Raw genomic sequence first — 21,527 nt, 5'->3', positions numbered from 1 at the left:
CACTTTTGATGGCGATGATTCAGCTCATCTCACCGGTCGACGGCCGGGTCTATGCCGAGCGCCCTGGTGCAGACGCGGCGCAGATCGATGCCGCGCTGACGGCGGCGGCCACCGCCCAGGCACAGTGGCGCCGTCGGCCACTGGCCGAGCGCGCCGTTTTTTGCAGCGCCGCCGTGGACGCGATGTTGGCCATGAGCACCGAAATCGTGCCGGAACTGGCCTGGCAGATGGGTCGCCCGGTGCGCTTTGGTGCCGGCGAACTGCGCGGCTTCGAAGAACGCGCCCGACACATGATCGCCATCGCGCCCGAGGCCCTGGCCGCCGTCGAACCCTCTCCCATCGCCGGTTTTCGCCGGCATATCAAACGCGAACCGCTGGGTAGCGTACTGGTCATCGCGCCCTGGAATTACCCCTACCTGACGGCGGTGAATTCGATCATTCCGGCGCTGATGGCGGGCAACAGCGTGATCCTCAAACACGCCACGCAAACCCTGTTGGTCGGCGAACGTTTCGCCGAGGCTATGCGCCGCGCCCATCTGCCCGCGGGTCTGTTCCAGAACCTGTTGCTCGACCATGCGCAGACCGCCGCGCTCATCGCCTCCGGGCGCGTGCAACAGGTGAACTTCACCGGCTCGGTAGGGGCCGGCAAGGCGATGGAAGCCGCCTCCACAGGTCGCTTCCTTGGTCTCGGGCTGGAGCTCGGCGGCAAAGACCCGGCCTACGTGCGGGCCGATGCCAACCTGGAGCACGCGGTGGAAAACCTGGTGGATGGCAGCTTCTTCAACTCCGGGCAAAGCTGCTGCGCCATTGAGCGCATCTACGTCGACCAAAGCATCTACCCGGCGTTTGTCGAACGCTTCGTCGCCCTGACCCGCCAATACGTACTCGGCAACCCGCTGGACCCTGCCACCACACTCGGCCCCTTGGTCAACCCGGGGGCCGCCGAATTCGTTCGCGGGCAGATCGCCGCAGCGCTGGCGCAGGGGGCCAAGGTGCTGATCGAGCCAAAAGACTTTCCCGCCGATGCGCCGGGCAGCGCCTACCTCGCACCCCAGGTAGTGGTGGATGTCAGCCACCGGATGTCGCTGATGCGCGATGAGAGCTTCGGCCCGGTGGTCGGCATCATGCCGGTGGCCAGCGACGGCGAAGCCATCGCCTTGATGAACGACAGCGCGTTCGGCCTCAGCGCCTCCATCTGGACCCAGGACCTCGATGCAGCCGAACGCCTGGGCGACGAGATCGCCACCGGCACCCTGTTCATGAACCGCTGCGACTACCTGGACCCGGGCCTGGCCTGGACCGGGGTGAAGAACAGCGGGCGTGGCGCAACGCTGTCGCGGCTGGGCTACGAAACCCTGACCCGGCCTAAATCCTTCCACCTGCGCCACGAGGTCTGAACATGGTCCTGACCGCCAACTGGAACTACCCCACCGCCATCCACTTCGGTGCCGGGCGCATCGCCGAACTGGCCGAGACCTGCCGCAGCCAGGGCATCCAACGACCACTGCTGGTCACCGACAGTGGCCTGGCGCATGCGCCGATCACCACGGCGGTACTGGACGCCCTGCGCGGCGCCGGCCTTGGCGTTGCGTTGTTTTCCGACCTCAAGCCCAATCCGGTCGAAGCCAACCTGGCGGGCGGGCTCGACGCTTACCGCGCCGGCCGACACGATGGCGTGGTCGCCTTCGGCGGCGGCAGCGGCCTGGACATGGGCAAACTCATCGCCTTCATGAGCGGCCAGACCCGGCCCGTATGGGATTTCGAAGACATCGGCGATTACTGGACGCGGGCAGACGAAGCCGGCATCGCCCCGATCATCGCCGTGCCGACTACCGCCGGCACCGGCTCCGAAGTGGGCCGCGCCGCGGTGATCATCGACGACCTCACCCATACCAAACGCATCATCTTCCATCCCAAGATGATGCCGCGCGTGGTCATCAGCGACCCGGCACTGAGCGTCGGCATGCCGGCCAAAATCACCGCCGGCACCGGCATGGATGCCTTCGCCCATTGCCTGGAGGCGTACTGCGCGCCGGGTTTCCATCCCTTGGCCGACGGCATCGCCGTAGAAGGCATACGCCTGGTGGCGAATGCCCTGGTGCGGGCCGTGCGCACCCCGGGCGACCTTGAAGCGCGGGCGCAGATGCTGGCCGCCGCCGCGATGGGCGCCACCGCATTCCAGAAAGGCCTGGGCGGCATGCATGCACTCTCGCACCCGGTGGGTGCCCTCTACGACACCCATCACGGCATGACCAACGCCACCTTCATGCCCTACGTCTTGATGTTCAATCGCTCGGCCATCGAAGAACGCATCACCCGGCTGGCGGCCTACCTGCGCCTGCCGTCACCGGGCTTCGACAGTTTCATGGCCTTCGTTCTCAAGCTGCGCAAGGATATCGGCGTGCCCCATACGCTGCCGGATCTGGGTGTCGATAGTCGCCAGGCGGATCTGATCGTGGAGATGGCCATCGTCGACCCTTCCGCCGCCGGTAACCCACTGCCCCTGACGCGCGAAGGCGTCGCCGAAATTTTCCGTGCGGCTTACCACGGCCGCCTGTAGTGCAAGCAGCTGTCCATGGCGGAGGTTTGAAGGCAGCACATGGATGGGTTTTAGCCGTAAGAGCCGATTCAGGATCGTCGTGCAATCGATAGTGAACCGGTTCTAGAGACAGGAGCAGTACGACAAGGCGTCGAGTAACAGCTAGAGGCGAAGCCAGCCCATTCGGCAACGCGACTAAATGTGGATCAACACCTACTAAGGGGCACACATTATGAGTCCAGTAAACCAACCCGGCGCCACCGCGCCACAAGACGACGACGTCAAGTTGTTGCACAGCATGGGCTATGCCCAGGAGCTCTCGCGGCGCTTGGGCGGCTTCTCCAACTTTGCCATTTCCTTCTCGATCATCTGCATCCTCTCTGGCGGCATCAACTCGCTGGCCCAGGGCACCTCGGGCGCAGGCGGCGCGGCCATCGGCATCGGCTGGCCGATCGGCTGTCTGATTTCCGGTGTGTTCGCCATGGCCATGGCGCAGATTTCCTCGGCCTACCCGACCGCTGGCGGTCTCTATCACTGGGGCTCGATTCTCGGCAACCGCTTCACCGGCTGGCTGACGGCCTGGTTCAACCTGCTGGGGCTGGTGACCGTGCTCGGCGCGATCAACGTCGGCACCTACTACTTCTTTTTCGGCGCCTTCGGACCGGCCCTGGGAATGGAAGACACCATCACCACACGGATCGCGTTCCTGTCGGTGCTGACCGGCATCCAGGCGCTGTGCAACCATTTCGGCATCGGCCTGACCGCGAAGCTCACCGACTTCTCGGGCTACCTGATCTTCGCCACGGCCATCGCCCTCACTGTCGTCTGTTTGATGGCGGCACCCAGCTATGAATTCGCCCGGCTGGTGACCTTCAGCAACTATTCCGGCGAGGCCGGCGGCAACGTCTGGCCACAAGTCTCGAACAGCTGGATTTTCTTGCTCGGCCTGCTCTTGCCGATCTACACCATCACTGGCTATGACGCCTCCGCCCACACCTCCGAGGAAACCCGCCAGGCGGCCGTTTCGGTGCCGCGTGGCATGGTCATGTCGGTGGTCTGGTCGTTGCTGTTCGGCTGGGTCATGCTCTGCTCCTTCGTGCTCATGCTGCCGAACATGGACGAGGCGGCGAAACAGGGTTGGAACGTGTTCTTCTGGGCGATGGATACCCAGGTCAACCCGACCCTCAAGATGGCGCTTTACGTCGCGATTTTCATCTCGCAGTTTCTCTGCGGGCTGGCGACCGTGACCTCCGTCTCGCGCATGATCTTCGCCTTCTCGCGTGACGGCGGCCTGCCCTTCTCGAAAGCCCTGGCTAGCGTCTCGCCGACCCATCGCAGCCCGGTGGCGGCGATCTGGACCGGCGCCATTCTCGCCGTGCTGTTCGTCTGGGGCTCGTCCCTGGTATCGGTCGGCGAAACGCCGGTGTACACCATTGTCGTGTCCTGCACGGTGATCTTCCTGTTCTTCTCCTTCATCATTCCCATCGTGCTCGGTCTGTTCACTTACGGGACTGCGAAGTGGCCGAGCATGGGGCCGTGGAACCTGGGGCGCGGGCTGTTCTCGCTGTTCGCTGTCCTGTCGATCCTCTCGATGGTGCTGATCTTCGTCATCGGCATCCAGCCGCCGAACGACTGGGCGCTGTATATCACCATCGGTTTTCTGATCCTCACGGCCATTGTCTGGTTCGCCTTTGAAGCGCGACGTTTCCAGGGCCCACCGGTGGGCGAAGTGATCAACAAACGCCAGGCGGAGATCGCCGCGGCGGAAGCGGCGCTGAATCAACAAACGGGCAAGCGTTCGGTCTGAACGGCGAGCGACACTCGCCTACGACAGAGCGTGGCAAACGGGGTGCAGCGCACCCCGTTTCATTGCATGGAATCCTGTTGCCCTTACTCGGGGACAGGCTCGTTGGCACTGCCAATCACGTCGTCCGCCCAACTCATGGCGGCCACCACGGTCGGAAAACCGATGGTACTGGTGAGTGCGATCAAGCTGTGATGGATCTGTTCTGCCGTAGCGCCCGCAGCCAGTGCCCGTCTGACATGGCTGTGGACTGCACCCTCGGAACGGATGGCCGCCGCGGCCCCGAGCTGGACCAACTGGATGAGCTTTTCGTCCAGCGGGCCGGCATGCCGCACCGCCATACCCAGCGCCTCCATGGCGCCAAAGTATTCCGGATACCGCTGTTTTAGGCGCTGATATCGGCTGTCATCGCTTTGCCTTTGCATGTGTACCTCCTCGCGTTGAACGCGTGGCGAGGATTGCCGCTTCGCCGCGCAATCCCTCTTGAGCCAAAAATGCGGAGCATCCCGGCCATCAGTTCTGCCCCGCGGCCAAACAGTCATAGCCATGTGTCCGCCGCTAATCAGTATGAACCGCCGGGGATACCTGCGCTCAACCCGCATTGCCACTCGTCATGCGGCTTGACGCTAGTCGGGAAGTCACAGGTTCTCCGTATTCGTGACCTAGAATTCTCCGAGTTAGATCCTTGCCAAGGAGAGCGCTGCCATGAGTGCCTCGATCCACCTCTGGATTGCCACGCGCAAAGGTTTGTGGCGGTTGTCCGGCACAACGGCGCGGCAGCGCTGGGACTTGTCCGGGCCACACTTTCTGGGGCACATCGTCCATCACGCGCTCACCGACCCACGCGCCCACGACGTGGTGCTGGCGGCGGCCCGTACCGGCCACCTCGGGCCGACCGTGTTCCGTTCGACCGACGGCGGCGAAACCTGGCAGGAAGCGCAAACGCCACCGGCCTTCCCCGCCGAGCCAAACGGCCGGGTGCTCGATCATGTGTTCTGGCTGACACCCGGCCATGCCTCGGAGCCTGGCGTCTGGTACGCCGGTAGCACGCCGCAAGGCCTGTTTCGCAGCACGGACGGCGGCGGCACCTGGGCCGGAGTGGATGGCTTCAACCAGCACCCGAGCTACCGCGCCTGGGCCGGCGATCCGAACGAGGGGCCGCCCGGCGGCGCCAAGCTGCACTCCATCCTGGTCGACCCGCGCGATGCCCGGCACCTGTACGTCAGCCTGTCCGCCGGCGGCACCTTCGAGTCCAGCGATCGCGGCGAGTCCTGGCGCCCGCTCAACCGGGGCGTGCGCGCCGACTTCATGCCCGCGCCCGCGCCTGGCGGCTACCACGAATACGGCCATGATCCGCACTGCGTGCAACTGCACCCCGCCGCCCCGGACCGGCTGTACCAGCAGAACCACTGCGGGGTGTTCCGTCTCGACCGGCCGGCCGAGACCTGGCAAGACATCGGTGCCAACCTGCCGGCGCCGGACGGGGTGCGTTATGACATCGGCTTTCCGGTCGGCCTGCACCCGCGTGACCCGGATACGCTGTGGCTGTTCCCCATGGACGGCAGCGACGTCTGGCCGCGCGTGTCGCCGCTGGGGCGGCCGGCGCTCTACCGCTCACGCGACGGTGGCGAATCCTGGGTACGGCAGGCCGCTGGGCTACCTGCCGAGCAGGCTTGGTTCAACGTCAAACGCCAGGCCCTCAGCGTGGATCGCTGCGACCCGGTTGGCGTCTACTTCGGCACCAGCAGCGGCGAGGTTTGGGGCAGCGCGGACGAAGGCGAGTCCTGGACCTGCCTGGTGCGTCATCTGCCGGAAATTTACGCGTTGGAGGCCGGCTGATGGTGCTGCATCTACCCACCCACGTGCAGAGCTATACCGGCGGGGTCGCCGAGTTGACTCTGCCGGACGCGCCGACACTCGCGGCGCTGTTCGTCGAACTGGACGCACGCTACCCCGGTCTGCGTTTTCGTGTCATCGACGAACAAGGTGCGCTACGTCCGCACTTCAAGTTGTTCGTGAATGGCGAAATCGAGCGACAGATAAGCGCCCCACTGCCTGCAGGGGCTGAGGTAGTACTGGTCGCCGCGCTCTCGGGTGGTTGACGCGCTTAGGCACAATTGCTCTCAAAGCGCCGTGAAGCAAAAGCTTTACATCTAACCAGGCGAATCTGAACAACCTTGACTATCGTACCTATCTAAAGAACCACTTCAGGGAGGGCTCTAGCCCGCCCCAGTTGGCGTCCTTGTCGATGTATAGGGCGCTTTGGCTCAGGGAGAAACTTTTTCCCATGGTTAGGGTTGATTGGAAATGGTCATCGCCCGCACTCTCGACAACCCTGCTTTACCCCGGCCTGGCGCTGGCCGACAACGCCGGCGACTGGCAGAACCTGCCGATCGACCTGAACATGGTTTTCGGCTACTGGAACCTGGTGAATTCCAACACCCCGGTCGACAGTTCCTTTCCGGTGGACGGGCTCTCGGTGGATGCTGACATCTACATCCTGCGCCTGGCCCGCAGCTTCGATCTCGCTGGCCGCAACGCCGCCTTCCAGTTGCTGATTCCCTATGCGGACGGCACGGCCAAGCTTGATAACGCCCAATTCCTCAATTTTGAAAAGGACAACGGCGGCATGGGTGATGTGACGGCCGTGTTCGCCAGTAATATTTTCGGCGGCCCGGCAGTGACCAAGGAGGAGTTCGCCACCTGGCAGCCGGAAACCTTCCTCTCCTAGTTCTTCCTCGCGGTTTCAGCACTGGCTACCTGACTGGACGATGGCTCGGCGGCGAAGACCGCGCAGGGCAATAGTGCAATCAACCAACCAGACGCGATCTTGTTCAAGGCAAAGGTGGAACGACGGGCAACCATGGGAGCCTCGATTTTTATGTTTCTGTACGGGCCCCTCAAGGCTATTGCCCCGCTAGCGGTTGAGCGCAAGCCACGCGGGACAAAAACAAATCATCCCAACGCTTGCGGCGACACGGCTCACCAGGGGGTGGCAGCCGGTGCCTTATCGAGTTTGCTGCCAGCAACCTCATCCGTACTTAGCCGGCGTACCTAACCGTTACCGACAGCGGTTATTTGACAGCTCGCCCAACCTCGCTGAAGCTGGATGCACCCGTGAAATGCGCTCGTCAGAACATCGGAAGTCTGCATGCCGAAGCATAAGAAAAAACCTGTAACCGCTCCTCTGCCTGCACCCGCCAAACGCCCTTTCAATTACCTCTACCTGGTGCTTGCCGGCCTGTTGCTGTTGGCGACACTGGCAATCTGGCTGTTTCTCCAGCGCAGCGCGCCACTGGCGGTGCTTGCACCCGCCAGCGTGGCCACCGAACAAGCGGTCAAGCCCATCGCTACACCGGCAAGTTTTGTCGATGAAGCCCAGTGTCAGAACTGTCACAGCGAGCAGGTAAAGGACTGGCAAGGTTCACACCACCAATTGGCCATGCTTCCGGCCGACAGCGGCAACGTGCTCGGCAACTTCAACGCCACGACCTTCAAAGGCGAAGCAGAAACGACGCGTTTCAGCCAGCGCGATGGCGCGTACTGGATCAACAGCCCTGGGCCGGACGGCAAAGTGACCGACTTCAAAGTCGCCTATACCTTCGGCATCGAGCCTCTGCAGCAGTACCTGATCGAGTTGCCCGGCGGGCGGTTGCAGGCGTCGGGCGTTGCCTGGGATACGCAGAAGCAACAGTGGTTCGAGCTGTATCCGGGGCAGAAGGTCGACTTCAAGGACGACCTGCACTGGAGTAAACCCAGCCAGAACGCCAACTTCATGTGTATTGAGTGCCATACCAGCGATTTCAAACGTAACTTCGAGGCCAAGAGCAACACCTTCGCCAGCCATTGGCAGAGCCTTGGCGTAAGCTGCCAGAGCTGCCACGGGCCGGCGTCCAAACACCTGCAATGGAGTGCTGCGCCAACGCCGGCAAAAGACCCGCAAACCGCCAAAGGCTTCGACCTGTCGCTGCTCAAGACCGATGCCACCACCCAGGTCGAAACCTGTGGCCGCTGCCATGCGCGGCGCGCGCCGCTGGGGGATGGTTTCCAGCACAAGAACCGGCTGATGGACGACTACCTGCCCAGCGCCCTCACCCCCGAGCTTTACGAGATCGACGGCAAGATCAAAGAGGAAGTCTTCGAGTATGGCTCCTTCACCCAGAGCAAGATGTTCGCCAAGGGCGTGACCTGCAGCGATTGCCACAACCCCCATAGCAACCAACTGAAAGCGCCTGGCAATGGCGTGTGCCTGCAATGCCACAACCCGGCGGGCAAACCCGCGCGCAAGGGCATCGACGGCAGCGGCTTGCAGGCCAAGAACTACGATTCGCCCGAGCATCACCAGCACAAGGCCGGCCAGCCGGGCTCGCAATGCGTCGATTGCCATATGCCGGGCAAGCTGTACATGGTCAATGACTATCGCCACGACCACAGCTTCAGCATTCCCAATCCGGCTCACGCATTGAAACTCGGCAGCACCGATGCCTGTCTCGGTTGCCATAAGGCAACCGCCAGCAGCAAGGTCGCCCAGCAGTTCAAGCGCTGGTACGACGACACGGCAATCCGCGATGGTGGTTATGCCGACGCCCTGCACCAGGCGCGCAATGGCTTGCCCGGCGCGGCACGGGTGCTCAAGCAGCAGTTGGAGCGCAGCGACCTGCCAGCCATTCGACGCGCCACCTTGCTGGTTGAGCTACCCAACTACCCGAGCCAGCGCTCCCTGGAGCTGGCAGCTGTGGCGTTGAACAACAGCGCGCCACAGGTTCGCGAAGCCGCGATCGAGGTGGTCGCCGCCCTCAGTGCGGCGCAGCAGCAAATCGGGCTGCTCACGCCACGCCTCAGTGACCCGGTACGCGCCGTCCGTATCGCTGCCGCCTGGCAACTGGCGCAGCTTGCGGAGCAGGACCGTGCACCGATCAGCGCGCTCTGGCAGCCGGCCATCGGCGAATACGAAGCGGTGCAGAACAGCCTCAAGGCGCGCGCCGAAGCCAATCTCAACCTGGCCATGCTCTATCAATACACGGGCCGTACCGCGCTGGCCGAGCCCGCGTTGCGCGACGCACTGCAGCGCAACCCGGACTTCCTGCCAGCCGTGGTTACCCTGGTACAGCTGCTGGACGCGCAAGGCCACGCCAATGAAGCGCGGCAACTACTGGAAGAAAACCTCGCGCGGCATCCGGACTCAGCCTTGCTGCAGCACACCCAAGGCCTCGCCCTGGTCCGCCGCGGCGAACGCGACAAAGCCCTGCTCGCCCTGCGCAAAGCCGCCGAACTGGAGCCGGCGAGTCCGCAATACAGCTATGTGCTGGCCATTGCCCTGCACGACAGTGGTCAACAGGAGGCAGCGCGCAAACAGCTGGAGGATATGCTCAAGCGCCAACCGAACAACCGCAGTGCGCGCCTGGCGCTGATCAGCTACTGGCATGAGGCCGGGCAGATGCAGAAAGTTCAGGTGCTGCAGGCCGAGCTGGAACAACAGAACCCGGATGACCCACAGTTGCAACCGCGCTGAAAGCCACTTCAGGCAAAGGCCGTCGCGACTTCGTTACTGACCGCAAGGAGACCACCATGATGCGGGTACGGCTGCTGACTTCGACATTGCTGGCGCTGGTGTGCAGCGTCTCGTTCGCTCACGATTACACCGCCGGTGAGCTGCATGTCGCCCACCCGTGGGCGCGCGCATTACCGCCCAACGCCCCGACGGGTGCGGTGTATTTCGTCATCCATAACCAGGGGCAGACGGAGGACCGCTTGCTTGGCGCCACCACGGCGCAAGCGGCGAAGGCCGAGTTGCACACCACCGTGCAACTGGGTGAAGTGATGAAGATGCAGCGCCTGGACTCAATCGGCATTCCCGCCGGTGGCGAAGCCAAGTTCGCGCCGGGCGGTCATCACCTGATGCTGTTCGGGCTGGCCAAGCCGCTGGTGGCCGGCGAGCGTTTCCCGCTGACGCTGCTGTTCGAGAAGGCAGGCAAAGTCGAGGTCGAGGTGGCCATCGAAGCACAGGCACCGACAGCGGACGAACACGCCAACCACTGAGCAACCACCCGGGCCAGCCGTTACGCCTCGGGGTAACGGCTGACTTCGATCAGGTTGCCGTCGGGGTCGCGAAAGTACAGCGATTCGATAGGCCCCAGCGCACCGGTGCGCATCACCGGCCCCTCTTCCACGACCACGCCTTGCGCCTGCAAGTGAGCCTGCAGCGCCGCCATCGACCAGCCCGTGACCAAGCACAGGTCGATAGCGCCCGGCGTCGGCATGGCTGCTTTCGGTTCGAACGCCTGCCCGACCTGGTGCAGGTTGAACTTCTGCTGACCGAACGCCAGAGCACTGCGGCCCTGGCCGAAGACCTCATGGCGCATGCCCAGCACACGCTGGTAGAACGCCACGCTGCGGGGAATATCGGCAACCGTCAGCACCAGATGGTCGAGCCGCTCGATCATGTTCAATCCCGCGTCAGCAGATGGAACCGCGGCAGGGACAGGTGCCAGTGAATCGCCGCCAGCCGCGTCAACAGCACCACCAGCATGGCGATACCGGTCGCGAGCCAATGGGGCACGGCCAACTGCAGCAAAGCGATGAACACCAGCGAACCGACGATGCAGGCGGTGGCGTAGATCTCTTTCTTGAAGATCAGCGGGATTTCATTGCACAGCACATCGCGCATCACGCCGCCCGCCACGCCGGTTATCACGCCCATGATCACCGCCGCGCTCAGGGGTACGTCATGCCGCAGCGCCACCTCGGTGCCATACACGGTGAACACGGCGAGGCCGAAGGCATCTGCAATCAGCAGGCCTTTCTCGTGAATCGGTTGAGTCAGGCGCACCCAGATCACCGTGCCGACCGCGGCCAGCGAGGCCGCCAGGATGTAGCGGTCATCGCCAATCCAGCTGACCGGGTGGTTGTCCAGAATCACGTCGCGCAAGGTGCCGCCACCCAGGGCGGTGACGATGGCGATCACCAATACCCCGAACAGATCCATGGACTTGCGCCCGGCCATCAAGGCCCCGGTAACTGCAAACACTGCGACCCCGAACAGGTCGCTCAGGTAGAACAGAAGTTCCATGGCGGCCTCAGGATGCGATGGGGCTGCGCATGGTCACGAACTCTTCGGCGGCCGTTGGGTGAACCCCGATGGTCTCGTCGAACACCTGTTTGGTGGCCCCGGCTTTCAGCGCGACGGCCAGGCCCTGGACGATCTCCCCCGCCTCCGGGCCAACCATATGGCAACCCAGCACACGGTCGGTCCTGGCATCCACCACCAGCTTCATCAGGGTGCGCTCCTGGCACTCGGTGAGCGTCAGCTTCATTGGCCGGAAACGACTCTCGAACACCTTGATCTCATGCCCGGCCTCGCGCGCCTGCTCTTCGCTGAGGCCCACGGTGCCAATATTCGGCAGGCTGAACACCGCCGTCGGGATATGCACGTAATCCACCGGACGGTACTCCTGCGGCTTGAACAAGCGCCGCGCCACCGCCATGCCCTCGGCCAACGCCACCGGCGTCAACTGCACGCGGCCGATCACATCGCCGAGGGCCAGAATCGAGGGTTCGCTGGTCTGGAATTGCTCATCGACCTGGATAAAACCGCGCTTATCCAGTTGCACAGCGGTGTTCTCCAGGCCCAGGTTGTCCAGCATCGGACGGCGGCCGGTGGCGTAGAACACGCAGTCGGTGTGCAGCACGCGGCCGTCCTTCAAGGTCGCCTGCAGGCTGCCATCGGCCTGTTTGTCGATCCGCTCGATATCGGCGTTGAACTGCAGGTCCATGCCGCGCTTGCTCAGTTCTTCCTTCAGGTGGTTGCGCACCGCCCCATCAAAACCGCGCAGGAACAAGTCGCCGCGATACAACAGCGAGGTTTCAGCCCCCAGGCCGTGGAAGATCGAGGCGAATTCGACGGCGATATAACCACCGCCCACCACCAGCACGCGCTTGGGCAGTGCCTTGAGGAAGAAGGCCTGGTTGGAATTGATCGCATGCTCGTGGCCGGGAATCTCGGGGATATGCGGCCAGCCGCCGGTGGCGATGAGAATATGCTTGGCGCTGAAGCGCTGGCCGTCGACTTCCACATGCTGGGCATCCAGCAGCCGCGCATGGCTTTCCAGCAGGGTGACGCCGCTGTTCACCAGCAAATTGCGGTAGATGCCATTCAAACGCTGGATTTCGCGATTCTTGTTGCCGATCAGCGTGGCCCAGTCGAAGCGCGGCGTGTCCAGCGACCAACCGAAACCCTCCGCCTGCTCGAAGTCTTCGGCGAAATGCGCACCGTAGACCAGCAACTTCTTCGGCACGCAGCCGACATTCACGCAGGTGCCGCCCAGGTAGCGGCTTTCAGCCACCGCCACGCGCGCGCCGAAGCCCGCCGCGAAGCGTGCCGCACGCACGCCACCGGAGCCGGCGCCAATCACGAAAAGGTCGAAGTCGTAAGTCATGGGAGTCTCCTGATCAGGCCGCAAGCATACCGCAATCACCCACCGGCGCAGCGCCTGGGCCTAAACTCAGGGTAAAACGTCAGGAGGTAAAAGCATGCGCCGCACACTGACCCATCTCGCCCTGCACGTTCCTGACCTGGAGGCCTGCGTGCAGTTCTACAGTGAGTTCTGCGCGATGCGGGTAATCCATGAGCGCGCCGGCAAAGGCTCGCGCATTGTCTGGATGGCCGAGTCCGGCAAGGAACACGAGTTCATTTTCGTGATCATGCCCGGCGGCCTGGCTCGACACCTGGCCGACGACGATTACAGCCATTTCGGTTTCGCCGTCGACAGCCGCGAACAGGTCGAGGCGATCGCCGCGCAGGCCCAGGCGGCGGGTTGCCTGATCTGGGCGCCGCGCGAGGAGCCCTACCCGGTCGGCTACTACTGTGGCCTGCGCGACCCGGCCGGCAACTATGTCGAGTTCAGCTATGGCCAACCGCTGGGGCCAGGTTCCGAGGCGATGCCGATCCCCTGATAACGCGGACTAACAGTTGCAGGGTGGTTAGCCTCTGGCGTAACCCACCGTTGGCCCGCGTGAAAGCCGCGGTGGGTGTGCATGTATGGAAACGAAAAAGCCACCCGCAGGTGGCTTTCGGTTCTGCAGGCGGCTCGATCAGAATGCCTTGCCGGTTTTGTAGAAATTCTCGAAGCAGAAGTTGGTCGCGTCGATATAACCCTCGGCGCCGCCGCAGTCGAACCGCTGGCCTTTGAATTTATAGGCCAGTACACAACCGTCCTGGGCCTGTTTCATCAGCGCGTCGGTAATCTGCACTTCACCGCCTTTGCCCGGCGGGGTTTCTTCGATCAACTTGAAGATGTCCGGGGTGAGGATATAGCGGCCGATGATCGCCAGGTTGGACGGCGCATCTTCGGGTTTCGGCTTCTCGACCATGCTGTTCACACGGTAGATGTCGTCACGGATCATCTCGCCGGCGATCACGCCGTACTTGGAAACCTCTTCCATCGGCACTTCCTGAATCGCCACGATCGAGCAGCGGAACTGGTTGTAGAGCTTGACCATCTGGGTCAGCACACCGTCACCTTCGAGGTTCACACACAAGTCGTCCGCCAGTACCACGGCAAAGGGCTCATCGCCAATCAACGGGCGGCCCGAGAGAATCGCATGGCCGAGGCCTTTCATTTCCACCTGACGGGTGTAAGAGAAGCTGCACTCGTCGAGCAGGCGACGAATCCCTACCAGGTATTTCTCTTTATCCGTGCCCTTGATCTGGTGCTCGAGCTCGTAGCTGATGTCAAAATGGTCTTCCAGCGCGCGCTTGCCGCGGCCGGTGACGATGGAGATTTCCGACAGGCCCGCTTCAAGGGCTTCCTCAACGCCATACTGGATCAGCGGCTTGTTCACCACCGGCAGCATTTCCTTGGGCATGGCCTTTGTCGCTGGCAGGAAGCGAGTACCGTAACCAGCAGCCGGGAACAAGCATTTCTTGATCATGTGAGTCCTTGAAGAAGGGGGTCGTACTTTTGTGCCGCGCAGTCTAATCACGCCACGCTCGCCTTACAATGGCCCGCCACCGGCCGACCAATGCCTCGGTAGAGAAAACCTAGCGCAGATAGTTCCCCGGAGTCGTAGATATTGCGCCCATCGAACAGCACCGGCATGCGCATCAGGCCCCGTACACGCAGAAAATCAGGCTGGCGGAACTGTTTCCACTCCGTCACCAGCACCAGCGCATCGGCACCTTCTGCGGCGGTATAGGGCGACTCGCTCAAGCTCAACTGACCACTGGCCAAGGCCTGCGGGTAGCGCGCAGCAACGCCGGCAACCGCCACGGGGTCACAGGCTTGCACCCGCACGCCGGCGACCAGCAAGGCGTCCAGCAACACCAGGCTGGGCGCCTCGCGCAGATCATCGGTGCCGGGTTTGAAGGCCAACCCCCAGACCGTCACCACCCGGCCCTGCAGATAACCGCCAAAGTGCGCCTGCAGGGCTTGGAACAGCAGCGTTTTCTGCAAGGCATTGCGCGCCTCCACGGCTCGCAGAATCGCTGGTTCGAAGCCATCCTGCTCGGCGCTGCGGATCAGCGCGCGAACATCTTTGGGGAAGCACGAGCCGCCGTAGCCGCACCCGGCATAGATAAAGTGCGTACCAATGCGTTTATCGCTGCCTATGCCGCGCCGCACCTCCTCGATATCGACGTCAAGGTGTGCGCAAAGCCCAGCCATTTCATTGATGAAGGAGATTTTCGTGGCCAGGAAGGCATTGGCCGCGTACTTGCTGAACTCGGCAGCCCGCACCCCCATGCTCAGCACCCGTTCGCGGTTACGCAGAAATGGCGCATAGAGCCGGCGCAGCAACTCGTCGGTTTCAGCCTCGGCGCAACCCAGAACCACCCGGTCCGGGCGCATGAAGTCATCGACCGCCGAACCCTCCTTGAGAAACTCGGGGTTACTCGCCACCGTCACCTTGAATGCCCGCCCCCGGGCAGCCAGCCCTGCATTGATACGTTGCGCCACCCGCTCAGCCGTACCAACCGGCACCGTGGACTTATTCACCACCACGCACGCCTGCGTGAGCGTCGCCGCCAACTGATCGGCGACCTCCAATACATGCGACAAATCGGCCGAACCGTCTTCACTACTGGGCGTACCCACGGCGATAAAGACAATTTCCGCCTGCCCGACACCCTCCTCCAGGTGCTGGCTGAAACTCAACTGGCCACTGGCGAGATGCGCTTTGAGCATGGCCTCCAGCCCTGGCTCATAAATCGGCACCTCACCACGGGCAAGGCGCGCGAGGCGAAACGGGTCGCGTTCGACACATACCACCCGATTGCCCATTTCAGCAAAACAGGCCGCCGTCACCAAGCCAACATAGCCTGCTCCGATCACACATAGCCGCATCGCCGCACCTCCAGATGAGTTGCAGCGATTGCAGCGAATAGCAATGGCAAGCGTGTGACGAAGGCAAGACAGGGGCGTGACAGAGGACGTGGAAGGCCTTGGGGTGCGGTTATCAGCGCTGGTTGATTTCTACACTGCGGCTACCGGGCTGGCGCTGGAACTCGCCAATACCCGGATACTCGATGCTCTGGGTGATGTTGCCGCGCGTTTGCGAGGAGCCGCTGCCCTGATAGCTGCGCTCGTTGCTATAACCGCCGCTGGGCACCGAGTAGCCGCCATAATTGTCGTAGCGCTCTTGCCGGCTCGAAGTGCCGATACTGCCGCTGGCACCGGGGCTTACATAGATGCGCGTGATCGGCGCAGCCTGCTGCTGATCGACCGACTCATAAGCGAAAGCCGCCGAGGCACAGAATGCTGACAGCGCCAGAAACGCGATACTGAACGTGCTCATCTCGTTACCTCATGTAGACCCTGCATATAGTGTCGCTCGCACACTAGGTCTTAGGCCAACAGGATGTCCATGGGTTCGAAGCGCCGCTCGGCAGTGGACGGATGGTTGCAGAGCAGTCATCGCTCTACCTGTTGGCTCTGCGTGGATCACAGGTCAGGGCGGGACAGCGACAAACGCTTTGTATCAGGCAGCGCCGCTTTCGATGCGGCATGCAGACCGGTTTCAGGACATCGCCAGCGCGGCTCGCCGCCTTGTGCAGGTTTTCGCTTACCTGCCCTGCTACGCTTAAATCTCTACCCAGGAGGTCCTTCGACCTTCTCCTCGCTTCGATGGCTAGGGAGGTGGGCAATGGCCAGCACATTTTCGATTCATCCATCTGTCGACAACGGAATCCAGCCGGGCGCAGACGATTTCGCGGGCGGCACGCTCGCCTGTCGCTGCGCTCAAGACCCGGTACGGGTAAAGGTCGACTCGCAATCGGCACACAACCACGCCTGCGGTTGCACCAAGTGCTGGAAGCCGAAGGGTGCACTTTTCTCCGTGGTTGCGGTGGTGCCACGCGACAAACTCAAGGTCACCGACAATGCCGAGAAGCTTGCAGTGGTCGATCCCAAGGCCACTATCCAGCGGCACGCTTGCACGAAGTGCGGCGTGCACATGTACGGCCGGATCGAGAACACCGGGCATCCCCTCTACGGGCTCGACTTCATTCACACCGAGCTGTCGCCGGATAGTGGATGGTCCGCGCCGCAATTCGCCGCCTTCGTCTCCTCGATCATCGAGTCGGGAGCGGACCCAGCCATCATGGGCGATGTGCGGGCGCGGCTGAAAGCGCTCGGCCTGGAGCCTTATGACTGCCTTTCGCCGTCGCTGATGGATGCTATCGCGACGCACGCAGCCAAGGCTTCTGGCGTGCTGAAGCCCTGAAGCGGAAAGAAGCCAGGGCTACTTGCAGTCGCGAGCAGCCCTGAGACCTGCGTTGAAGCGGTCCCAGGCAGCCGCCATGTCCGTTGCAAGCGGTTAAAGCCGCCAAGCTGATAAGTCCCCATTCAAAAGGGACATGTCGATATATCCCTAAACGTATCCCTGAAAACGGGGTTGTACCGAAACACCTGAAATCATACAGGCACAAAAAAAACCGGCTACGAAGGCCGGTTTGTCTGGGTTTCAGGTGCATACGGGAACATCTGAAACCATGCTGTTGGTGCCGGAGCCGGGGTCGAACATGCTATCTATAGACCGCCTAATTACTGGACTTCTCTATTTTTAAATTCGTCTTGTATACCTAAACGTATACCTAAAACGGGAAGTACCCCGCCTTCTCCGCCTCCAGCCGGTCGCCTATCGTGCCGGCGCCCTCCCCCCGTTCCGGAACGGTGGTTAGGATTGTGAATTTTCAAGAGACAGGGTCATAGCTTGGGCGCGGGGGCCGATACTGCGAACGCTCAGCCCTTGGATGCAGCACCTCCAGGCACTCTCCCATGCTCCCCAAGACGGTGATTTACCTAAAAAACTACGAATTAGTGGTTGAGACGGACAGGGGCCGGTCTCTATGGCGAAGGCACCAGACTTTTGACCTCCCCTCCCTAATAGCTTTATCGAGCAGCACCAACTATCCCAGGTTACGTTGCCCGGCGGTGAGTAACGGATCAAAAACGAATCCGCGTGCCCTGCCTTTTGCAGCGCTGCGCCGGACCTCGAATTACCCGCATAAACGATGCGCCGCGTTCGGCGTCGATGCTCGATGGCACACCACCGCCCGTGCTGCTGACATTGCCGGTGTTGGCGCTGGTGTCCGCTCGCGACCGATGATGGCCGCCTATCAAAGTCGGCCAAACGCGGTCATTTCGCCGGGGTGACTTCCGGCCAGGAGGAGACATTTGCTGCTTGGCTTGATCAGAGTGTCCATCGGCACCGGACCTTCTCATGCTGATTGTCTGCGCCAAGTGCCGGGTGATGTGCCGAACTGGCGTTTGAATGCGCGACTGAACGCGGCTTCGGATTCGTAGCCAACTGCAAAGCCAATTTGCGCCACATTACCGCGACCTTCGCGCAGGTGTTGAGCCGCCACGTGCATACGCCAGAGCGTCAGGTATTGCATCGGTGGCTGTCCGACCAATGCCGTGAATCGCTCCGCGAATACCGAGCGCGACATGCCCACTTCTAGAGCCAGGGCTTCTGCAGTCCAGCTCTCGGTTGGACGAGCATGGAGCAGCGCCAGTGCGCGCCCAATATGCGGATCTCGCAAACCCGCCAGCCACCCGCGCCGCTCAGCGGGGAGGCTGGCGACATACTGGCTGACGGCTTCGACAAATAGCAATTCGGATAGCTTGGCGATGACCGTTGTCGAGCCGACGCGCCCCGCCGCGATCTCACTGACAGCGAAACGGAATGAGCTTTCAATCCAGGCTCCCGAAGCCGTCGCGCGTACGTCTAATTTCAATACCGATGGCAGCGACGAAAGCAACGGACTGAAGGGTGTTTCAGAGCCGAGGAATCCGCACAATACCTGTGTGGCCTCGCCGCCCCCGCCGTACTTGATTCGTGAAATGCCGCCGACTTCTGGCGGCTGAATAACTTCGCTCGCCGGCATGGGCGCAATGCTTAGGTCGCTGCCAAAAGAATGAACGTCATTGCGAGGAAGCAGAACGAGTTCGCCTGCCCGCACGTCGATGATGGCACCACCGCCGATTCGTAATTGCATGCGCCCCGCGGCGATAAAATGCGACGCAATGATATGTCGGGGTGCCGCCAGGAACGGTTTGCAATCGTCCGCAGAGATGCTTCCGTTGATGCACCAGGGCGCAGTGAATTCCGCCTCGAGGAAAACCCCTCCAGACAGCCGAATCACACGCAAGACATCAGAAAGCGCATCCAACAATTGCCAGCCCGCCTTTCCGGAGTCCGGAGCAGGTAATCAGGCGCACTGGTCATTCATCGCCTGAACTGCGAGGCCTAGATTAGCACCAACGCGGACTCAGCGATCGAGACTATCCCCAGAGGCTTCACCAATGGTCATTGGTTCCGACGTTAACCGTAACTGCCCCATTCCAACTCGACCAGGGAAGCAGGAGATCGATATGAACACCATCGCGACCATACCCAGCTCAGATTCGGGCAACGCCGCCCGTTATGCTCAAATTGTCAGATCATCGAAGAAAGCGGAATGGCAGATCGATCGCGATTTGCTACAGGACCGGAGTTTCGACTTCTCGCGCAAATTCTTGCCCGACGGACTATCGCAGATCGACCGCCTGACCTTTCTCGCCGCGGACGAGGCGCGCCTGCTCAGTCAGATTCAGGGCCGAACCTATGCGTATATCTTTGGCCTGGTCGAGCGTTTTATCAGTGCCAAAATGCTCGATCAAGGTCGCGCCCATGTATTTGACGATCAGCTCGCACTCGAAGCGCTGGTGCGCTTTTCTAACGACGAGATCAAGCACCAGGAGTTGTTCCGGCGCATGGATACGATGATTGGTTCGCAATTGCCAGCGGGATATCGTCAAGTTGCCGATCCAAACGATGTGGCGCGCGCGGTACTTGCGGCCAGCACCTGGTCGGTGCTGGCGCTGACCTGTCATATCGAGCTGTTTGTTCAAACGCACTACGCGCAAAGCATCGCCCCGCGCGAGGAGTTGTGCCCGCTATTCAAGGATGTTTTCAAATTTCACTGGAAGGATGAAAGCCGGCACGTCGTACTCGATGAACTGGAGTGGAAGGCGGAGCACGCGAAACTCTCGCCAGCCGAGCACGACCAGGCAGTGAACGATCTGATTGCGCTGGTGGCGGCCGTCGACGGAATCCTGCAGGCACAATCGGCATCCGATGCCGACTACTTTTTTCGAAATGTTTCACGATCGCTCAGTGTCGATGAGTCAGCGCAAATCAAAGCCTCCGTGCTGAGCGCCTACCGCTGGCAATACATTATCTCGGGCGTGCAGCATCCACACTTTGGCCGGCTGCTTACGCGCATGACAACGCCAGCACAGATGTCCAGGATTCAGACCGCACTGGCACCGATCATGAGCAATTGATCGACAGCGCGCGACCGACCGCGCGTCGGCCGCGCGGCTGTGGGATGACGTGCTGAAATGATTTATCGAGGATGGCAGCCATGACGATACTGATGTGGATGTTGCTTGGTTTGACAGGCCGCAATGGGTCGATTCTGTTGAAAAAGTCGCTTTGTCCGAACGGACCCAGGAGTGACTGATGAAAACCCCTTTTCTGTGCGCCGCTACGTGAAATCTGACCCCACAAACCTCTGCCGAATTTTGAGATTTAAATCTCAGGCGCCAACTTTTACGTCGTGGTAACCAAGGCCGACTTTTTCAACAGAATCGGTCGACTGCTGCCGGTCACGACCGGCAGACGCCGGCCAAGAGCCGTCGGTCGGAGAGGAGCGTCAACCTAGCAAGGCAGCAGCTCGTAGCGGCTGGTGCGGGAAGTCTGTTTTCGGCGGAAAGCGCTCGGGACTGAGGTACCATGCCGCGCCGAAACCTCCGTCGAACCCTCTGGCCGCTTATGTCCTCCAACGCGCTGTACACCGACCTGTCCACCTACTACGACCTGATGTGCGCCGACATCGACTACCGGGCGCAGAGCCACAGCGTGCACCGGCTGCACCAGCTGTTCGGCAATCAGGGGCGCAGGCACCTGGATCTTGCCTGTGGTACCGGGCCGCACGTGCGCCATTTCCTCGACTTCGGCTACCGCAGTGCCGGCCTGGACATCAATCAGCCGATGCTGGACATCGCCCAGCTGCGCTGCCCCGAGGCACAGTTCAGTCGGCAGGACATGGCAGGCTTCCAAGTGGGCGAGCCGCTGGATCTGATCACCTGCTTCCTCTACTCGATCCACTACAACGCAGGACTGGCGCAGCTGCGGGCGTGCCTGGCCAGCGTTCACGGCGCACTCGAAGATAACGGCGTGTTCTGCTTCAACACGGTGGACAAGCGACAGATCGACAACCGCTCATTTGTGCGCCATTCCGTGGAGCACGAGGGCAGCCACTTCACCTTCGGTTCCGGCTGGCACTACAGCGGCGATGGCGAGCGGCAGGCGCTGCGCCTCAGTATCGAGAAGACCACTGCGGGAGTGACCCAGGCCTGGCAGGACGAACACGCCATGGTCGCCCTGAGTTTCACCGAGCTGCAGCAGCTGTTGCAGCCGCACTTCGAGGTGCAGGTCTTCGAGCATGACTACGAACGGATCACGCCCTGGGGCGGCACGTCCGGGAATGCATTGTTTGTCTGCGTGAAGCGCTAAGAACCTGCCTACGATCTCTTGATCATCGGCCACGCTGCATTGCAACGCAGGAACAGCTGCACGCTGGCCAATTAGGCTCTGGTGCCTACTCGCATTCTTTTGACCAGCCAATTGCAACGGAGCTGA

Annotated in this window: 19 protein-coding genes and 1 pseudogene; 12 read left to right on the top strand and 8 right to left on the bottom strand. The window is 61.9% G+C overall.

Annotation, left to right across the window (positions count from 1 at the left end; genetic code table 11):
* Positions 1 to 8 precede the first annotated feature (8 nt).
* From AC3IYG_RS10525 to AC3IYG_RS10515, 3 genes are all read left to right on the top strand, one after another.
* A complete protein-coding gene (locus AC3IYG_RS10525; RefSeq protein WP_489313681.1) occupies positions 9 to 1,397 on the top strand; it encodes an aldehyde dehydrogenase family protein in 1,389 nt (462 codons plus the stop codon).
* A 2-nt stretch (positions 1,398 to 1,399) separates the two neighbouring features.
* On the top strand, positions 1,400 to 2,560 hold the full coding sequence (locus tag AC3IYG_RS10520; RefSeq protein WP_489313680.1) for an iron-containing alcohol dehydrogenase: 1,161 nt from the start codon (positions 1,400 to 1,402) through the stop codon (positions 2,558 to 2,560).
* Positions 2,561 to 2,771: 211 nt separating this feature from the next.
* Positions 2,772 to 4,346 carry an amino acid permease gene (locus tag AC3IYG_RS10515; RefSeq protein WP_489313679.1) on the top strand — a complete coding sequence of 525 codons (1,575 nt, stop codon included), beginning with the start codon at positions 2,772 to 2,774 and terminating at the stop codon, positions 4,344 to 4,346.
* 83 nt (positions 4,347 to 4,429) lie between these two features.
* On the opposite strand, the gene AC3IYG_RS10510 is transcribed toward AC3IYG_RS10515, so the two are convergent.
* Positions 4,430 to 4,768, bottom strand: a complete 339-nt coding sequence (locus AC3IYG_RS10510; RefSeq protein ID WP_489313678.1) for a carboxymuconolactone decarboxylase family protein — start codon at positions 4,766 to 4,768, stop codon at positions 4,430 to 4,432.
* A gap of 280 nt (positions 4,769 to 5,048) precedes the next feature.
* Between AC3IYG_RS10510 and AC3IYG_RS10505 the strand changes: the two genes are divergently transcribed.
* From AC3IYG_RS10505 to AC3IYG_RS10485, 5 genes and pseudogenes are all read left to right on the top strand, one after another.
* Complete coding sequence (locus AC3IYG_RS10505) at positions 5,049 to 6,182, top strand: WD40/YVTN/BNR-like repeat-containing protein (protein WP_489313677.1); 1,134 nt, start codon at positions 5,049 to 5,051, stop codon at positions 6,180 to 6,182.
* Positions 6,182 to 6,445: a MoaD/ThiS family protein gene (locus AC3IYG_RS10500; protein ID WP_489313676.1), complete on the top strand. Its 264-nt coding sequence runs from the start codon at positions 6,182 to 6,184 to the stop codon at positions 6,443 to 6,445. Before AC3IYG_RS10505 ends, AC3IYG_RS10500 begins: the two co-directional genes overlap by 1 nt.
* A 185-nt stretch (positions 6,446 to 6,630) precedes the next feature.
* Positions 6,631 to 7,071, top strand: a pseudogene (locus AC3IYG_RS10495) (transporter); the annotation flags it as partial.
* Between the two features lie 423 nt (positions 7,072 to 7,494).
* Positions 7,495 to 9,855, top strand: a complete 2,361-nt coding sequence (locus tag AC3IYG_RS10490) for a tetratricopeptide repeat protein (protein ID WP_489313675.1) — start codon at positions 7,495 to 7,497, stop codon at positions 9,853 to 9,855.
* Positions 9,856 to 9,914: 59 nt separating this feature from the next.
* Positions 9,915 to 10,382 carry a copper chaperone PCu(A)C gene (locus AC3IYG_RS10485; protein ID WP_489313890.1) on the top strand — a complete coding sequence of 156 codons (468 nt, stop codon included), beginning with the start codon at positions 9,915 to 9,917 and terminating at the stop codon, positions 10,380 to 10,382.
* A 20-nt stretch (positions 10,383 to 10,402) separates the two neighbouring features.
* On the opposite strand, the gene AC3IYG_RS10480 is transcribed toward AC3IYG_RS10485, so the two are convergent.
* From AC3IYG_RS10480 to gorA, 3 genes are read right to left on the bottom strand one after another with little or no spacing between them, the layout of a single operon-like run.
* Complete coding sequence (locus AC3IYG_RS10480) at positions 10,403 to 10,786, bottom strand: VOC family protein (RefSeq protein WP_489313674.1); 384 nt, start codon at positions 10,784 to 10,786, stop codon at positions 10,403 to 10,405.
* Positions 10,787 to 10,788: 2 nt separating this feature from the next.
* Positions 10,789 to 11,412 (bottom strand): trimeric intracellular cation channel family protein, encoded by a 624-nt coding sequence (locus tag AC3IYG_RS10475; RefSeq protein WP_489313673.1) that lies wholly within the window; start codon positions 11,410 to 11,412, stop codon positions 10,789 to 10,791.
* Positions 11,413 to 11,419: 7 nt separating this feature from the next.
* Entirely contained in the window at positions 11,420 to 12,778 is a 1,359-nt protein-coding gene (gorA, locus tag AC3IYG_RS10470; protein WP_489313672.1) for a glutathione-disulfide reductase, read from the bottom strand.
* Between the two features lie 94 nt (positions 12,779 to 12,872).
* Here gorA and AC3IYG_RS10465 point away from each other — a divergent pair, with 94 nt between their 5' ends.
* The gene (locus AC3IYG_RS10465; protein WP_489313671.1) at positions 12,873 to 13,295 is read left to right on the top strand and encodes a VOC family protein; all 423 of its coding nucleotides are present in this window, start codon (positions 12,873 to 12,875) and stop codon (positions 13,293 to 13,295) included.
* A 138-nt stretch (positions 13,296 to 13,433) separates the two neighbouring features.
* Here the strand turns inward: AC3IYG_RS10465 and galU are convergent, their stop codons facing one another.
* The 3 genes from galU to AC3IYG_RS10450 all read right to left on the bottom strand — a co-directional run bounded on the left by galU (position 13,434) and on the right by AC3IYG_RS10450 (position 16,133).
* Positions 13,434 to 14,273, bottom strand: a complete 840-nt coding sequence (galU, locus tag AC3IYG_RS10460; RefSeq protein WP_489313670.1) for a UTP--glucose-1-phosphate uridylyltransferase GalU — start codon at positions 14,271 to 14,273, stop codon at positions 13,434 to 13,436.
* Between the two features lie 47 nt (positions 14,274 to 14,320).
* On the bottom strand, positions 14,321 to 15,682 hold the full coding sequence (locus AC3IYG_RS10455) for a UDP-glucose dehydrogenase family protein (RefSeq protein ID WP_489313669.1): 1,362 nt from the start codon (positions 15,680 to 15,682) through the stop codon (positions 14,321 to 14,323).
* A 112-nt stretch (positions 15,683 to 15,794) separates the two neighbouring features.
* On the bottom strand, positions 15,795 to 16,133 hold the full coding sequence (locus tag AC3IYG_RS10450) for a hypothetical protein (protein ID WP_489313668.1): 339 nt from the start codon (positions 16,131 to 16,133) through the stop codon (positions 15,795 to 15,797).
* Between the two features lie 348 nt (positions 16,134 to 16,481).
* On the opposite strand from AC3IYG_RS10450, the gene gfa reads away from it, so the two are divergent.
* Positions 16,482 to 17,060 carry an S-(hydroxymethyl)glutathione synthase gene (gene gfa, locus AC3IYG_RS10445; protein WP_489313667.1) on the top strand — a complete coding sequence of 193 codons (579 nt, stop codon included), beginning with the start codon at positions 16,482 to 16,484 and terminating at the stop codon, positions 17,058 to 17,060.
* Positions 17,061 to 18,057: 997 nt separating this feature from the next.
* Here the strand turns inward: gfa and AC3IYG_RS10440 are convergent.
* Positions 18,058 to 19,014 carry an AraC family transcriptional regulator gene (locus tag AC3IYG_RS10440; protein ID WP_489313666.1) on the bottom strand — a complete coding sequence of 319 codons (957 nt, stop codon included), beginning with the start codon at positions 19,012 to 19,014 and terminating at the stop codon, positions 18,058 to 18,060.
* 199 nt (positions 19,015 to 19,213) lie between these two features.
* Between AC3IYG_RS10440 and AC3IYG_RS10435 the strand changes: the two genes are divergently transcribed.
* On the top strand, positions 19,214 to 20,167 hold the full coding sequence (locus AC3IYG_RS10435; RefSeq protein WP_489313665.1) for a diiron oxygenase: 954 nt from the start codon (positions 19,214 to 19,216) through the stop codon (positions 20,165 to 20,167).
* Between the two features lie 490 nt (positions 20,168 to 20,657).
* Positions 20,658 to 21,401, top strand: coding sequence for a class I SAM-dependent DNA methyltransferase (locus AC3IYG_RS10430; RefSeq protein ID WP_489313889.1), 744 nt, complete (start codon positions 20,658 to 20,660; stop codon positions 21,399 to 21,401).
* The last annotated feature ends 126 nt before the right edge of the window (positions 21,402 to 21,527 follow it).

It is taken from the genome of Pseudomonas sp. KH_027 (assembly GCF_057838565.1).
The sequence above is the reverse complement of the archived record's forward strand: the minus strand, read 5'-3'. Positions and strand labels throughout refer to the sequence as shown.